This window comes from Thermoplasmatales archaeon, from assembly GCA_014361195.1.
Taxonomy (GTDB): domain Archaea; phylum Thermoplasmatota; class E2; order UBA202; family JdFR-43; genus JACIWB01.
This window is the reverse complement of sequence record JACIWA010000007.1, coordinates 57,653-72,274: the sequence shown is the minus strand read 5'-3', so window position 1 is coordinate 72,274 and position 14,622 is coordinate 57,653. Positions and strand designations below refer to the sequence as shown.

Here is a 14,622-nt window from a genome sequence, read left to right as displayed (position 1 = left end):
CCAGATGGTGTTGAGAATAGATGGGCAATTGTTATAGGTGCCCTCTTTATGAAAGCTCTCGCTCTCAGGCGTAGTGTGAATTGCTGAAAAAATAACTTGCTAGCAGCAAGTGGATGGAATTTTGTAAAATTAATAAATGAAAAAGTGACATACCAAATAGTTAATGCAATTGAAGAAATAAGAAAAAAGATTTTGATGCATATTAAATGAATCAGGTAACTCATGAATAAAAATGACAAAAACTATTGCAAATTCTTTTTATTTCCAGAAAAATTTTATACTCTTTTTATATTAGCATTATGAAGAAATTGGCTATCTTGCTTGCTTTTCTTTTAATTGCAAACTTTCAAATAAATTTGACAAAAGGCGAAGAAGTAAAGAATAGCAAAATCAGGGGAGTAATAAATATTACAGTTAATGATGCGTGGAATATGCTCAATAGTGATGAAGATGGAATTCAGCATCCAGTAGATGTAAGGTATTTCAATGAATATTTTAATGAGAGGATAGCAACCCCTCATATCTATGATAAGCCAATACTTTTCACATTGCAATGGATGGAAAGCCCTTACTTATTAAATCTTTTCAAAACATTGTTTAAGGGAAAAGAAATAATTTTGTACTGTAGAACAGGAAATAGAAGCTACATAGCGGGAAAAATGCTCGAAGAAGCGGGATTTGAAGGAAAAATATATAACATGATGGGAGGAATTGTTGAATGGAAAAATCAGGGATTGCCAACTGTAAAGGGCTTTGGTTTTAAGCTCGGCTTTTAAACCTGGAATATAATAACTACTATTGCAGAGCCCGCTCCAATTATATTGCCCGGTTGTTTTGTGATGCTCGGCGAGACAAAGAAGCCAATTGGCCAAATCAAAGATATGCCTATCTGGCTGAAATTATAAATTTCTTCTCCAGAAAAAGTATAGAGCTGGGTATAACCATCTGTATAATACCATATGCTGATTATTGATGAAAAAATTGCAAACTGGTATCCTGGCGGGAATGCATATCCATTCCCTTTTGTTATCATCAAGCAGAAAAGCTTCAGCACACCAGTGCTATTTTCATTAAGCCCGTATTCTCGCAATTTTTCTATAATTATTTTTCCTCCAGGAATATTTTCAAGGTGAGTTTTAACTTCAGAAAAAGTTATCTTATCTTCTCTTTCCTCAATTTTTTCTTTTTTTCCCTCAATTATTGGGAAAATCAAAAAGCACACAATTGCAATAACAACAAATTTTTTCATATTCATTTTTATCAACAATATATCTGCTTTTGTTTTTAAAATTTATTGTTTAGAATTTAGAACCATTCTTTTTGGACCAAATATAACTAAGATGGTTATTACAGCAATTAAATTCAGTATAACAGAATATAGCCCGCCCAAAGAAGTTGCCATCGCTGGAAAAATAAAATGGGATAGATTGCCCATTGTATGGAAAATTAGAACCGCAAGAATGCTTCCTCCTGTATTATTATATATCCATGTAAAGAGGATAGAAAGAAGAACTGTGCCAGAAATAAAGCCAAGAATCGGAACATTATGATATATATCCTGCCCTTTCATGAAAAATAGCGGAAGATGCCATATTCCCCAGATAATTCCAAGGAAAAAACTGGAAAGAAAAGCGCTATAACGAGCTTGCAATCTGTCGAGAGCATATCCTCTCCAACCAAATTCCTCCGCAACAGGGCCACCTAGAAATAAAATGTAGAAAAATGCGGGTATTATAATCCATGGTTGAGATAAAACCTGTATCCCAGCATTTTCACCACCAAGAACAGCAAAAAGAAGAGATAAACCAACTATCAATGGCATTAGCAAAAATATAGGAATCCACCATATTCTTTTAAATCTGAAATCAATCCCTCTCTTAAATAATTTTTTTATCCCTTCCAAACCCTCATTTATATATGTAAGGATAAAAGCGGATACGGTTGGGCCAAATGGAGCAAGATAAAGTCGAAAGCCAAATAAAACTTCAGGGAGCCACAGCAACCACGACCAGGCGAAGGCAACCAAAAAGAAAAGCAAAAGATTTCTTTTCTCGCTATTTTTCATTTTTATATATGTGCTTTAAATTATTAAATTTTGTTGTTTAATATAACTTAAGGTTAAAATTGGAAAAAAATAGTTTTCTAAACCTGTTTTCCTCTTAAATTGGACCAGCATCTTCAAAGCCCTGCCTCTGGCCTGTGCCCGCCTGCCTCTGCAATCTTTCTGGATGGAAAAGGAGATTTATTACATTTAAAGCATGTTCTCTTGTCCTCCTTTCCGCGAGCCATTTGAGTTCTTTCTCATCTTTTGCTTCATCTTCATGGACAAAAACTTCAATGATATGCTTATTAGTCAGTATTTGCACCGCTAGCAATGCAAGAGATGCTTCATGGGCACACTGCTTATCAATAGGCATTCGCCCTGGCATTCCTAATGCCATAACTATGTCACAGTTCTTCTCCTCAATTAGTTTTTTTGCTGCGACCGGCAAATCCTTTATTCCTGGAACAGTATATCTTTCAATTCTCACATTTGTTGCATTTTTCTTTATTTCATCTATTGCATCCTTTGCCATATCATATCTTGCAAAAGTTGTGTCCGCTATTCCTATTATTTTCATCTATAAATCGCCCCCATTTTCCTTATTTTTTCAACAATCTTCCTTGTTTTATTCAAGTCACCATCATATTTCCCGCATCTCACAATTTTTGCATTTATTCCCCTTTCCTTTAATTTTTCTTCAAGCCCTTCAAAATGCTGGTCATATCCCAGAGCTATTACATCAGGCTTTATTTCCTCAACTATTCGCAGAAAATCATCTTCATAACCAACAATTGCCTTATCAACTGGCTTCAACGCCTCAACAAGCTTCCTCCTTTCCTCAGCTGGCATTATTGGCTCATATTTTTTCTTCCTTACAGTAGCATCGCATGCAACAACAACAATAAGCTCGTCTCCATATTTTTTCGCCTCTTCCAGATAATACAAATGGCCTATATGAAGCAAATCAAAAACACCACTTGCCATTACCCTTGCCATTCCTCCCAGGCCTCCACAATTTCATACCCTTCAACAAAAACAAGCCCATTCATCAAAGCATATTCCCTCGCCTTCTTCTTGCTCAGGCTCTCCCCGAAATCAAGCATCTCACATCCCGCCATCACAGGGGTTAAGCCAGCCATCTCCGCCAGCGCTATGCCAAGCTCAGTGTGCCCATTCCTCTCCTTAAGGAGGTTTTTTGCGGAAATGCAAATTGGAACATGCCCTGGGCTTCTGAAATTTTTTCCAAAAATATTCATTGCTTCTTTGCTCTCAAGCTTCTCCGCTTCTTTAACAATTTCAGCAAATTTTGATATAGTCATTGCTCTATCTATATCCCTTATTCCAGTAAAAGTTTTTCTATGATTTATTGTAAGGGAGAATGATGATTTTGTATCATATGGTATGTCATTTGGAATAATTTCCCTGAAAAGGGGCCAATTATCTGAGCAATTATAAATAATCTCTGAAAGATATGGCAGACCAAGCTTTTTTGCAATATTATATTCCAGCATTATAAATATGAGTCCTCCTCCATCTTTCCTCATTCTATATATTGACTCTGCTTTTACAAATTCTGCGGGAATAAAAAAATCTGTTTCTTCCTCCCTACCATCCGCATCATATACAAGAATAAAATTTCCTTTTCTCAGCTCATCTATCGCTTTTTCAACTTCCTTCTTCATTTTTCTTCTTTCTATCCTCCATCATCCTTGCAATATAACCCGCTACCCTATTCCTAGTATTTTTTGATTTTATTGTAGTGAATTTTTCTACCATCAACTTATTTTTTTCAAAATCATCGCTAAATACATCTGGAAATTTGTCTACCAGCTCTATTGCTATATTTTTTATGAATGAAGGCTTTATGTTTCCCAATTAACCACCTTGCAAGAAATATATTTTATATATAAAAATGTTTTTTATTGTGAAAAAACGGTATTGAATTTAATGAAGAATTTGCTCCAATTAAAAATAATAAAAACCGATTTTGTATGTAAAAAATATTATCTTTTTCAAAAATTGCTCAGAAAAATCTATAAATTATTAAAGAATTAATATTAGTAGAATTTTTTAAAGCAGAGCAGGCGGCGGAGATGATAAAGAAGTCCCTCTACCTGCTAAGAGGGCAAAAGAGAGGTTGAAATGAAGAAAAAATGGTTGCAGTCATTACCTATAAGAACAATTATTCATCCTGTCTTCAGCCGGTTGTTGTAATAACTCAACCACAAGATGGAGCAATATTAAATGATTCTCATTTAATTGTTGTTGGATATGCATCCTATGAATTTGGATTGAATTATTGGGAGGAGGTTATAAAAGCAATTCTTCTTATTTTCCAACAACACCATATGTAGAATTTAAAATAGAAATATGGGGATTGCATCCAGGATGGAATAAAATAACTGTTACTTTCTGTAGCACTTATGGAGGATGTGGTTCGGATTCAGTAAATGTAACATATGTTCCCCCAGATAATCAACCACCAACAATAACCATAACAAGCCCTCGAAATGGTTCAACTTTTACAGAACCAAATATAACAGTTAAGGGATATATAACTGATAATATAGGAATAGCTGGGTTTGGGTACACCCACGAATGGAAAGGAGGAGCAACAGGAAGCTATGCCGCTAGAAGACCCGCCCACATATTATCCATTTGAAATAAATATTACATTAAGAGAAGGAGCAAATAAAATAAAGGTAGAGGCAACCGATACATCTGGAAATCTAAATATATCCGCGGTTTTCCAACCAGTGCAAGTTGTATGGCAAGACGCTCCACCCGCAAATAATAGCAGGCATCTCAGAGAAATAATTCCGGGGAAATTATACGAGGCAACAATTCGAATGATCAGTTTAAAAAGCAACCAGGAGATGAAGTAGTATATACTCATCCGGAAATAACAATATCAGGAAGACAAACCATAAATATTACAATAAACACATCAAGAGGAATTCCAGATATACCCTTTAAATGGAGGAATGAGGGAAATGGAAGCATTGACTTAGAAGCTATTTCAACTTTACCACTTAATAGCAATAAGGTAACAGTAAATGTTACATTAAATAAAACAAATGATTTTAATGTACTGTTTGTTCCTATAAGGTTAAACACACATGATTATTTAGGGGCAGAAGAAATCGGAGATATGGTAGAGATATCTGATGAATTCATGGAAGGATGTTACCCAGTAAGAGAAGGAGGTATATTGTGTTATCCGAGAAGAGTAGCATTTCCCTGGGATCCCTGGTACTTTATAAAAAATTTTAATATTTTAGATTTTAGCGACCGCCCGAGAAATGAAGGTCAATTCCTTAATAAGTTAGCGGATACAATAAACAAAATAGGTGAGATAGCTACTAAAAATGGATATAAACGAGCTGTTGCATTTTTCCCAGATAATTGGTTCCGTGACCATATGGCCAATTATACTAACCCCACTTATAGAAATACTGCTGGTATCTGTTGGCCGAGAAGTAATTTAATACATCGTTTCATTACATCTATTATATCCATTCCCTACAGCGGTAACCCATGAAATTGGTCATACTTTTGGACTAAGATTAGGTAGAGAAGAATACAGCAATACTTCAAATGGAAACCTCGCTTACGGTTTCTGGGTTAATGAAAAAGAGGCTAAAGATAATACAATTTGCTTTATGGGAACAGCGCCTCGGGGACTAAATAATGTATGCCAGAGAGGGGTGTGTATAGAGTGCTACGAAAATTTAATTGCAAGATTACAAGGTGCTGATCCAGAAATACTTTTTATCAGTGGAAAAATATATAAGAATGATACAGTAATATTAAGCAGTATATTCTACATGCCGGAAGGATGGATTGATCTCATGCCAGGGGAAGAAGATGGCAACTATTGCATCGTTTTACTTTCAAAAAGTGGAAAGTATTCTCTCTGTAATAAACTTCAGTATTTCATTTATTGGACCAGAAGGTTCTGAAGAGATTGTTGATTTTAATCCATTTGCATTTAGAATACCTTGGGTATATGGAACAAAGATAATCCAGATAAGAAATGCAAAAGGAAATGTTCTAGCGGAAAAAATAGTTAGCGAAAATTCACCCGTTGTAACTGTAGTATACCCAAATGGTGGTGAAGAAATTTATCCAGGAAATTGCACAATAAGATGGAATGCATATGATATAGATGGAGATAAACTGACTTTTGATGTTATGCTCTCAGCAGATAATGGTGAAAATTGGATACCAATAGGAATGGACATAAAAGAAAATGCCTATACATGCAATATGCGATGCTGTAAACACTGCACAGGATATATCCGATGCACCATTTAGAATTCTGCCAGATGCAGTTCCTCCAACAATTAAGTTAATCGAACCGATATAACAATAGAGGCTGATGCAAGCGATAATGTAGGTATATCAAGGGTATCATTCTATATAGACAATGAATTTAGAGAGACAAAATATTCTTATCCATATGAATGGATATGGGATGAAAAAGTTTTTGGTTTGCATTCAATAAAGGTTATTGCAAGCGATTTTGATGGAAACACAGCCTCAGCAGAAAAAACAGTCTGCATAATCCACATATAAGCAAGAAATGACTCTTAACTAATATATTTCATCCATCAGGTAGCTTTCTCTTTCCCCAAATAAAATTTCTAATTCAAAAGGGGTGAGTAATGGTTTTTTAAATTTTTCCGCATCATCAATAGCAACTCTAGGGCAAGCGGTAGAAACATAGCAATCAAAATCTAAATAATTTATTCTTTCATCAATCTCATCCATGCATATTAAATATGCTTTCTTTCCCTTTTCTTCTATTTTTCTTTTCAATCTTTTTGCTAACTCTAACCTTTTCTGCCCGATTTTCCTCCCAACAATTATTCCAAAATTTTTTGAATCCATCGCTTTATAAATAACAGAATGCCTTTTCTTAATTATCTTTTCAGCCATCTCTTTTATTTCATCTTTATAAACTCTCATTTCTAAGGGATTTGCACAAATAACATCTTTTTTTGTTGCTATATATAATCCAACTGGATGAAAGAAACCATCTCCGATAAAAACAAAACAATCTACATTTCCAGCAACAATTTTAGCGGATGAAAAATCACATCCAAGTATTTGCCCATCATACTTTGTTCTCCTGCTTTTTTTTCCAACAAAAACTTCATATCCTTTTTTTTCAAAAAATTTCCCGCAATCTTCTATTTTATGTATGAAGGGGGTTATACTCACCAGCCCGATTTTTTTTTCTTTTATAAAAGGCATTGCCATTTCAAGAAAATTTTCGTCAAAATCAAAAATTGCTTCAATTGCTCCGATTCTATATCTTTTCTTCAAATACGGCATCTCTACCTCCCCAACAAATATTATTTTGTCTATTCCTTCATATTCAAAAAAATCGCATGCCCCATAGCATGAGTCAGAGATAAAAATTGTTTCTATTCCATGCTTTTTTAAAAAATCAATTATATCACTTGCATATTTAGACAGCCCTTCAGGCAATTTAATTCCTATTTTTCCTGTTTTTCCATCTTTTGCTTCTTCAACCAATTTCTTTTCATCGATTCTATAATATCCTAACTTCATGATTCACTTCTATATTCACAAGTGTTCTTATTCTCATTCCTATTTTTTTCTCAATCTCCTCCTTATTTCCTTTATTTATTGCAACGAATATTCCCTTTATTTTTGCTCCAATTTCTTTCAATGATTCAACAATTGCAATAAGCGTGCCTCCAGTGCTTATCACATCATCAACAATTAAAACTTCATCTCCTTTTTTTATTCCATTTATATATAACCTCGTTTCTGAATAGCCTGTTTTCTGTATAACTTCTTTCTCTCCCGGCAAAGAATATTTCCTTTTTCTAACAATTGTAAAAGGTAACCCTGTTTTCAATGACAATACGGTTGCTATTGGTATGCCCATCGCTTCAATGGTTAAAATTCTATTACAAGAAGGCATTTCCTTTATTATTTCATCTACAATTTCTTCGATAATTTTTGGTTCAACAAAAGGTATTCCATCAGTTATCGGATGGATAATATAATTGTATTCTCCTTTCTTGATAATCGGTGCTTCCTTTAATGATTTTTCCAACAAATTCATTTTACCACCTTTTCTAAATCATCAACAAATTTATTAATCATTCTCTTGCTTACATGTGGCATAATAACACATCTTATTGTCCCATTTTCCTCATCTATTCCAACATACCACCCTATTTCAGCAAGTTCCTTTGCAACTTTAAATGGCTCCCTAACCTTTATCGCAACTATATTCAATTCGGGCTCAAAATATTCCAGATTCGCCTCACAAAGCAAATCCGCTAAATAAAAAGTTTTTTCCATACAATCCTTTGCCACCTTCCTATAGCCTTCTCTCCCCATATATCGCATTACCGCATAAGCGGATGCAACGCTTGCCCCAGGGCGCGTGCCAAGCAAACTCACTTGAAATCTTGTGTGGGTGCATTTGCTTCTTATTTTTATCTCTTCGAGCCATATTCTTTCCTTAAAAATTAAAAAACCGCATGGAATGCAAGACATTCCCATTTTGTGGGCATCTAGGCAAATGCTACTTATCTTGCTTCTGAAATCAATTTTTTTATTACTTACGAATGGTGCAGTAAATCCCCCAAATGCTGCATCTACATGCATAAATATGTTCTCATTATTGCATATTTCCGCTATCTCCTCTATTTCATCAATATATCCAAAATTTGTATTGCCCGCTATTGCTACAACACATAGAGTTTTTTTAGATATCTTTTTATTCAAATCTTTAGCTCTCATAAAAAATTTGCAATCAATAAATTTAAGCTTCAAATCAAGCAAACTAGCAGCTTTTAAAAAAGAGAAATGGGCTTGTTTTGGCAGAATTACTTCATTTCCCTTACCCAATTTTTTAAATATCCATAAAGATGTTATATTGCTTTCAGTTCCGCCTGAAGTGGAGATTCCTCCATAGGAATGAGGAGCATGCATCAAATTTGCAACCCATTTTACCGCTTTTTCTTCAATTTCTTTAGTGCCAGAAAAAAGTTCATAATCACCAAGATTTGTTTCTATAAACATTTTGAATGCCTTCTTTGCAATTGGATGAGGAGCTGTGCACATTGAGCCAATTATATTTTTAAATTTTGAATCTTTTTCTCTTGCTTTCCTTAATTCATCGAGCAAATCCATGAAAAATTATATTTATGAATTTTATAATCTTTGGGATTTGAGAAAAGCAGAAGAAATATATATTTTAAAAATATTTATTTGGGATGCCAGAAGAATTATTTTTGAATCCAAATGAGCCGAATCCGAATTTTATGGTTTATAAAGATGAAGCAAGAAAAATTATATTGAAAGCGTTGGGGGGTAAAGGCAATTTTTTCTGGCTTCTTGGAAAAACTGGAATTGGAAAAACAACCTTTTTACTATGGATAAATCAATTTGCTCCTCTATACAAGGTTAAAGCAATATATTTTCATGGAGGAGAGATAAATTTTGAGGATTTTAAGGGCAAAATAGAGAAAGAATTAAAGGCATCATTTTTTTCCAGATTGTTTTCCAAAAAGAAATATTCTGAAAGGCCATTAATAATAATGATAGATGAAGTGGAGCATGTCAAAGATGAAAATATTTTCAAATATTTGCTGAGCAAGTTAGATGAGGGAATAAATATATCAATAATATTTTCCTCTGTAGAATTAATAAACGAAATTAAAGAATATTTTAAGGAAAGGGATATAGAAAAAGTTTATCTCGAGATGCCGCCCCTGGATGAGCTAATGGAAATGATAAGAAAGAGGATAGAGGCAGGCGGGGGCGAGGACTTCCAGCCCTTTGGGAAGCAGCTTGTTAAAGATATTGTAGAATCTTCCTCCACTATAAGAGAAGTTCTTGTTAAACTGGAGGAGGCTCTCAAATGAAGAAAATACTTGTTGTTGATGATGAAAAAGAAATTGTTGAGCTTGTTGAAAACATGTTAAAAGATAAATACATTGTAATAAAGGCATATAATGGGGAGGAATGTATTAAAAAAGCGAGGAAAGAGATGCCTAACTTAATTCTTCTTGATATAATGATGCCTGAAATGGATGGATGGGAGACATTAAAAAAGCTGAAAGAAGATGAAAAATTGAAAAATATACCAGTTTCGATGCTCACCGCTCTTCCGCTAACTCCCTTAGATGCGAAAGATAAGCCATTAGATAAGATAGAAAATTACATAGTTAAACCATTTACGAAAAAAACTTTACAGAAGAAAATAGAGGAGATTTTTGAAAAGGAAAAAGAGGCGGAGGAAATTTATAAAGAATTGAAAACAAAGCTCGGGGAAGATATTGCGGAAGAATATTTAAAAATTGTTAAATCAATAAACAGGCATACAAGATTAATTGAAGTTATTATAGATTGTGCGACTGAAGAATTTAAACACTCATTAAAAAATGTTGTTGCAAGCCAGAAAAGATTTATTAATGCAATGAAAAAAAGGGCGAAGGAAATAGAGAGATTACTTAAAGAAAGAAAAGATAAGGAATAGGAAATTTCCAAATATAAAAGAGGTTATGTAACCAAAAAATATAAATAGAAGAAATGGTAGCTGGGGAGTAACCCATATTTCTTTTTCCCCGAGTAAAGATAGATCAACATCTTTTTGGGGGTTTATGCTCTTTTTTCCATTTTTTTCCATTGCCCACACAAAACTATTTTTTGCAACATTTGCTCTCATTTTATATCCAAATAGGCAATATGGGAATTCAAAATTTTTATTCAAAATGTTATACACAAAAAAAATCAATGGAAGAGGCAAAACAAGGAAAAGAGAATTTATAAGAACACTAATAGGAAAAATAAAAAAAATTTCATCTGAAACTGGGCGGAGAAGCGATATCGCCCAAATGGCTTTTACATCCGCTCCGCCCATGCCAGAGAAATAGAGCAATATACCAACTAAAAAAGATATAAGAATTGAGAAAATAATTTTGAAAAAATCATATGATTTGTAAGAAAAAAGGAATATAAATCCGATAACAGCCATGGAAATCCATAATAAGTTGCTTGCTTCCCTTGTTTTTATATCTGTATATGAAGCATATGCAAGGATTATAGCCCCTATAACTAGTCTCGCTATTTCTATGTAGCTCATTTCCTTCTTCTTATTATCAAAATAGCAATTATTGCAAATATAAATGCAATCAGCTCGAAGGATGGTGTCTTTTCTGATAAATTAATTGCTACTATGGCTTCATTACTTTCGATCTCATTTTCTATATTATTTTCTATATCTATATATTTTCCAATCGATTTTATTTTTATTTCTCCTTTTTCTTTTGCAATAACTTTTATTTCAATTTCCAATGAGCTACCAGCAGAAATATTGAAGTTTTCTATTTTTGGGATTACTTCAATATCTCCTTCAATATCAAAGGAAAAATTCAAATAGTATAGAGGTTGGTAAGCACAGGAAATATTAATTTTGAAGGATTTTTCTTTGTTCTTCTCGCATTTAATTTCATTTGGTGCATAAATCCTTAGATCCGGAGGACCACCTATTATTATTACTCTTGAATAAGAAGATTTATATCCTTCATCATCCTCTACTATAAGTGTAACATTATATTCTCCATCTTTATACCAGGTATGAGAAATTATTGGCTGAGTTGTTGTTGCATTTGTTCCGTCTCCAAAATACCATGTATAATTAACTATGTAGCCATCTATATCATAGCTATCACTTGCATCAATTATAACAACTTCTCCCTTACCCGCCCTTTCCTTAATTGTGAAAGACGCGGAAGGCGGATTTGCTCCTACCTCGCTCACAATAATTGGTTTAGTTATTTTCTTTTCTCCCCCATCATTGTCCAATACAGTTAAATTTACCGTATAATTTCCTTTGCTATTATAAGCATGAATAACTTCTTTTCCATAACCAACACTTCCATCTCCAAATTGCCATGTATAATTTACTATATATCCATCTAAATCATAGCTCTTGCTCGCATCAAAGGTTATATTTTCCTTTTCTACAGGATTTTTTGGATTCCAGTCAAAATCCGCAAATGGCAGAGAATTTGATATATAAATTTCTTTTGTTATGGTGTCCTCACCGCTAGCCCCTCTTACAGTTAAAGTTACATTAAATTTTCCAATTGCAGAATATTGATGCTTTGGATTTTTCTCATTGCTTGTTGAACCATCTCCAAAATCCCAATGCCATGAATTTATTTCTCCAGTTGATGAATCATAAAAATTCACTACATCCGCTCTTGTTGGATTAGAAGGAAGCCATCTGAAATCAGCGCTCAATGGCCTCTGGGGCTGAGTTGCTTTTCCTTCCCATAAAAAAGCTCCATCTGATGAGTATTTTCTTATGCATGGAATTTCTACTCCTTCCTGAATTTTTTTATAGCCAACTGCATATATACCGCTGGCATCCATCAAAACTCTTTTCACTTCTCCTTCAACATCAGTTCCATTAACCCATAATCTTGAAGTTTGATTATATTTTGCAATATACCATCTCTTCTTAACATTCTCTGTTGTTAAGCCACCTATAACAAAATTGATTCCATCAGACGAAATAGCCAATGCATCATCTTTTTTACTTCCTCCTTCAACAAATTCTTTCTTTTTATTTCCGTTGCTATCATAGATGACCGTTAATATATCATCGTCTTTGCTACCTGTAACCGCAAAGCTTCCATCACTAAAAATTGCTACATCTGATGCAGAGCATATTCCTGTTTCATAATATATTGTTGAAATCAAAAATAAATCCTTATTATAAATAAGTGTGCAATATTTGCTCTGCTCCTCTTCTTTTTGTACAGTTCCAGTAACAATAACTTTATTTCCTCTCACATCTATACCAAAGCCCGCATCTATTTTTTCATCAAACTTATCCTGCTTAATTATTTTTCCATCTTCACCAATTTTTATTGTCCAGAAATCTATATTAGATAGATTTTTGTTTCCAATATCAAAATAAAGAGTCATTCCAGTTGCATAAACATTATTATCCTCATCTATTGCCATATCCATTAAAAAGTCCGCAAATCCATTATCATATGTTTTATTCCATATTTCTCTCCCGTTCTTATCATATTTAACTATTAAATAGTCAGTTGATGGAATCTCAATTCCCGCAAACTCGCTTCCGCTGACCCCGCCCGCATAAATGTTTCCATTTGCGTCAACTACAACCGCCTTTCCAATGTTCTGAGAATATCTGCTAAATTTCTTGTTCCAGATTAAGGAGCCTGTTTTAGCATCATATTTTTCAACAGTCATCACATATTTACTGCTTTCAAGCACGTACCCAACCACAATTATATTTCCATCATCCGCCTTTGCTACTCCTCCAAACTCCCCTTCGCTAGTATATGCTTTTCCTGGCAGGCTGAATAAAGAAGCCAGCAGAATTAATACAACAAATATTTGCGTCTTTCTCATAGCAAAAGAAATGTTTTTTTATTTATAAAATGTATGGTTCAATCATAAAATTATAGCTCACCGCATGAGCAATGAATTTCATGAATCAAATCATATAGCTCTTCAATCCCTTCGCCATTTTTTGCAGAAGCAAGGACTGGACGAGAATAAATGCTTGTATATTCAATATAATCAATTAAACCAGAAGCAAGGGAAACAATAGCATCTCCTCTCTTGATTTCATTATCCAAATATTTTTTATCAAAAAATTTTTTTATCTGATTTACATCAACCATATCTATTTTATTTATAACACTTATAGATGGAATTGAGAGACGCAAATTTACAATTGCATTCAGAGCAAGCATCGCAAGATAATTCTCAACTGAGAGAATTTCATTTGCATCTATAACAAAAACAGAAGAAACAATGTCATTTTCAGCTAATTTTTTAACAATTTTTATTCCATAATCATGATGTAAAAAAATATCAAGTTGCCCAGGAGTATCGACAATCTTGATCTTATCTTTATCCTTAACTATCCATTCATCCATATTGCTTATAATTTCCATACTTTTTAGAAGAGCCCCATTTATTCCAAGAGAATAATTTTTTTGAATTTCCTCCGCTTTTACCCATTTCCTTATATCAACATTTGCTTCGCAAGGCGTTGCTGGGTCCAGATTTATCAAAAACCCGTATTCAGAGAGAGCTCTTGCCATTGTTGTTTTGCCTGCGCCTGCGGGGCCGAGAATTATAACATACATTTAGAGAGGGAAAAAGATTTTAAATAAACTGACAACTACTACTGTGAGAATTGAGACAATAACTATTACTCTTGGATCAATTTTTAAACCTGTCTTTTCTTCTTCAAAATATCTTACTAAACCCGCAGCGGACTGAAATCCGCTTCTGCTTTTCTTTGCCATATTTGGAAAAAGAGAAGGAAGATATAAAATTGTCGGTTTAAAATTGTTTCATTTTGTGCTTTTTTGCATAAATATTAAAATAGCCTAAACCTATTTACTTTTGGGATGGAAATATGAAAAGAAAAAGTAGATTACAGGGTCTGAAAGGATTTTTAAGTGGTATCTAAGTTAGTGAGTTTAGGTGCTAGACTATTCTACGATTTGAAGCAAACTCCAAATAAGAAA

Annotated in this window: 22 protein-coding genes; 9 read left to right on the top strand and 13 right to left on the bottom strand. The window is 33.7% G+C overall.

Features of this window, described 5'->3' with window-relative positions; translation table 11 throughout:
* Positions 1–299: 299 nt before the first annotated feature.
* A complete protein-coding gene (locus H5T44_05260) occupies positions 300–776 on the top strand; it encodes a rhodanese-like domain-containing protein (GenBank protein MBC7081631.1) in 477 nt (158 codons plus the stop codon).
* On the opposite strand, the gene H5T44_05255 is transcribed toward H5T44_05260, so the two are convergent.
* The 6 genes from H5T44_05255 to H5T44_05230 form a co-directional block, all read right to left on the bottom strand.
* The gene (locus H5T44_05255) at positions 773–1,249 is read right to left on the bottom strand and encodes a hypothetical protein (GenBank protein MBC7081630.1); all 477 of its coding nucleotides are present in this window, start codon (positions 1,247–1,249) and stop codon (positions 773–775) included. The genes H5T44_05260 and H5T44_05255 overlap by 4 nt on opposite strands.
* A 42-nt stretch (positions 1,250–1,291) precedes the next feature.
* Positions 1,292–2,065, bottom strand: coding sequence for a CPBP family intramembrane metalloprotease (locus tag H5T44_05250; protein ID MBC7081629.1), 774 nt, complete (start codon positions 2,063–2,065; stop codon positions 1,292–1,294).
* A 94-nt stretch (positions 2,066–2,159) separates the two neighbouring features.
* The gene (locus H5T44_05245; protein ID MBC7081628.1) at positions 2,160–2,621 is read right to left on the bottom strand and encodes a riboflavin synthase; all 462 of its coding nucleotides are present in this window, start codon (positions 2,619–2,621) and stop codon (positions 2,160–2,162) included.
* On the bottom strand, positions 2,618–3,040 hold the full coding sequence (locus H5T44_05240; GenBank protein ID MBC7081627.1) for an FAD synthase: 423 nt from the start codon (positions 3,038–3,040) through the stop codon (positions 2,618–2,620). The genes H5T44_05245 and H5T44_05240 overlap by 4 nt, the downstream gene beginning before the upstream one ends.
* Complete coding sequence (gene ribB, locus H5T44_05235) at positions 3,028–3,726, bottom strand: 3,4-dihydroxy-2-butanone-4-phosphate synthase (GenBank protein MBC7081626.1); 699 nt, start codon at positions 3,724–3,726, stop codon at positions 3,028–3,030. The genes H5T44_05240 and ribB overlap by 13 nt, the downstream gene beginning before the upstream one ends.
* Positions 3,710–3,919: a 30S ribosomal protein S17e gene (locus H5T44_05230; GenBank protein MBC7081625.1), complete on the bottom strand. Its 210-nt coding sequence runs from the start codon at positions 3,917–3,919 to the stop codon at positions 3,710–3,712. Before H5T44_05230 ends, ribB begins: the two co-directional genes overlap by 17 nt.
* Before the next feature lie 278 nt (positions 3,920–4,197).
* Between H5T44_05230 and H5T44_05225 the strand changes: the two genes are divergently transcribed.
* From H5T44_05225 to H5T44_05200, 6 genes are all read left to right on the top strand, one after another.
* A complete protein-coding gene (locus H5T44_05225; GenBank protein MBC7081624.1) occupies positions 4,198–4,398 on the top strand; it encodes a hypothetical protein in 201 nt (66 codons plus the stop codon).
* The gene (locus tag H5T44_05220) at positions 4,344–4,706 is read left to right on the top strand and encodes an Ig-like domain-containing protein (protein MBC7081623.1); all 363 of its coding nucleotides are present in this window, start codon (positions 4,344–4,346) and stop codon (positions 4,704–4,706) included. The genes H5T44_05225 and H5T44_05220 overlap by 55 nt, the downstream gene beginning before the upstream one ends.
* On the top strand, positions 4,669–4,929 hold the full coding sequence (locus tag H5T44_05215) for a hypothetical protein (GenBank protein MBC7081622.1): 261 nt from the start codon (positions 4,669–4,671) through the stop codon (positions 4,927–4,929). The genes H5T44_05220 and H5T44_05215 overlap by 38 nt, the downstream gene beginning before the upstream one ends.
* A 266-nt stretch (positions 4,930–5,195) precedes the next feature.
* Positions 5,196–5,585 carry a hypothetical protein gene (locus tag H5T44_05210; protein MBC7081621.1) on the top strand — a complete coding sequence of 130 codons (390 nt, stop codon included), beginning with the start codon at positions 5,196–5,198 and terminating at the stop codon, positions 5,583–5,585.
* Positions 5,586–5,911: 326 nt separating this feature from the next.
* The gene (locus tag H5T44_05205; protein ID MBC7081620.1) at positions 5,912–6,361 is read left to right on the top strand and encodes a hypothetical protein; all 450 of its coding nucleotides are present in this window, start codon (positions 5,912–5,914) and stop codon (positions 6,359–6,361) included.
* Between the two features lie 48 nt (positions 6,362–6,409).
* Positions 6,410–6,622: an Ig-like domain-containing protein gene (locus tag H5T44_05200; protein ID MBC7081619.1), complete on the top strand. Its 213-nt coding sequence runs from the start codon at positions 6,410–6,412 to the stop codon at positions 6,620–6,622.
* A gap of 18 nt (positions 6,623–6,640) precedes the next feature.
* Here the strand turns inward: H5T44_05200 and dph2 are convergent, their stop codons facing one another.
* Genes dph2 through mfnA form a run of 3 tightly spaced genes read right to left on the bottom strand, consistent with a single transcriptional unit; the run spans position 6,641 to position 9,226 of the window.
* Positions 6,641–7,624 carry a diphthamide biosynthesis enzyme Dph2 gene (gene dph2, locus H5T44_05195; GenBank protein MBC7081618.1) on the bottom strand — a complete coding sequence of 328 codons (984 nt, stop codon included), beginning with the start codon at positions 7,622–7,624 and terminating at the stop codon, positions 6,641–6,643.
* The gene (locus H5T44_05190) at positions 7,605–8,147 is read right to left on the bottom strand and encodes an adenine phosphoribosyltransferase (protein MBC7081617.1); all 543 of its coding nucleotides are present in this window, start codon (positions 8,145–8,147) and stop codon (positions 7,605–7,607) included. Before H5T44_05190 ends, dph2 begins: the two co-directional genes overlap by 20 nt.
* Positions 8,144–9,226, bottom strand: a complete 1,083-nt coding sequence (gene mfnA, locus H5T44_05185) for a tyrosine decarboxylase MfnA (protein ID MBC7081616.1) — start codon at positions 9,224–9,226, stop codon at positions 8,144–8,146. Before mfnA ends, H5T44_05190 begins: the two co-directional genes overlap by 4 nt.
* An 83-nt stretch (positions 9,227–9,309) precedes the next feature.
* Between mfnA and H5T44_05180 the strand changes: the two genes are divergently transcribed.
* Together H5T44_05180 and H5T44_05175 are read left to right on the top strand one after the other, a co-directional pair.
* Positions 9,310–9,960, top strand: coding sequence for an AAA family ATPase (locus H5T44_05180; GenBank protein ID MBC7081615.1), 651 nt, complete (start codon positions 9,310–9,312; stop codon positions 9,958–9,960).
* On the top strand, positions 9,957–10,574 hold the full coding sequence (locus H5T44_05175) for a response regulator (protein ID MBC7081614.1): 618 nt from the start codon (positions 9,957–9,959) through the stop codon (positions 10,572–10,574). Before H5T44_05180 ends, H5T44_05175 begins: the two co-directional genes overlap by 4 nt.
* On the opposite strand, the gene H5T44_05170 is transcribed toward H5T44_05175, so the two are convergent.
* The 4 genes from H5T44_05170 to H5T44_05155 are packed head-to-tail and all read right to left on the bottom strand — an operon-like array spanning position 10,545 to position 14,397.
* The gene (locus H5T44_05170) at positions 10,545–11,180 is read right to left on the bottom strand and encodes a prepilin peptidase (GenBank protein ID MBC7081613.1); all 636 of its coding nucleotides are present in this window, start codon (positions 11,178–11,180) and stop codon (positions 10,545–10,547) included. The genes H5T44_05175 and H5T44_05170 overlap by 30 nt on opposite strands.
* A complete protein-coding gene (locus H5T44_05165; protein ID MBC7081612.1) occupies positions 11,177–13,489 on the bottom strand; it encodes a PKD domain-containing protein in 2,313 nt (770 codons plus the stop codon). The genes H5T44_05170 and H5T44_05165 overlap by 4 nt, the downstream gene beginning before the upstream one ends.
* Positions 13,490–13,539: 50 nt before the next feature.
* Positions 13,540–14,235, bottom strand: a complete 696-nt coding sequence (locus H5T44_05160; GenBank protein MBC7081611.1) for an ATP/GTP-binding protein — start codon at positions 14,233–14,235, stop codon at positions 13,540–13,542.
* Positions 14,236–14,397 carry a preprotein translocase subunit Sec61beta gene (locus H5T44_05155; GenBank protein MBC7081610.1) on the bottom strand — a complete coding sequence of 54 codons (162 nt, stop codon included), beginning with the start codon at positions 14,395–14,397 and terminating at the stop codon, positions 14,236–14,238. It lies immediately after the preceding gene.
* Between the last annotated feature and the right edge of the window lie 225 nt (positions 14,398–14,622).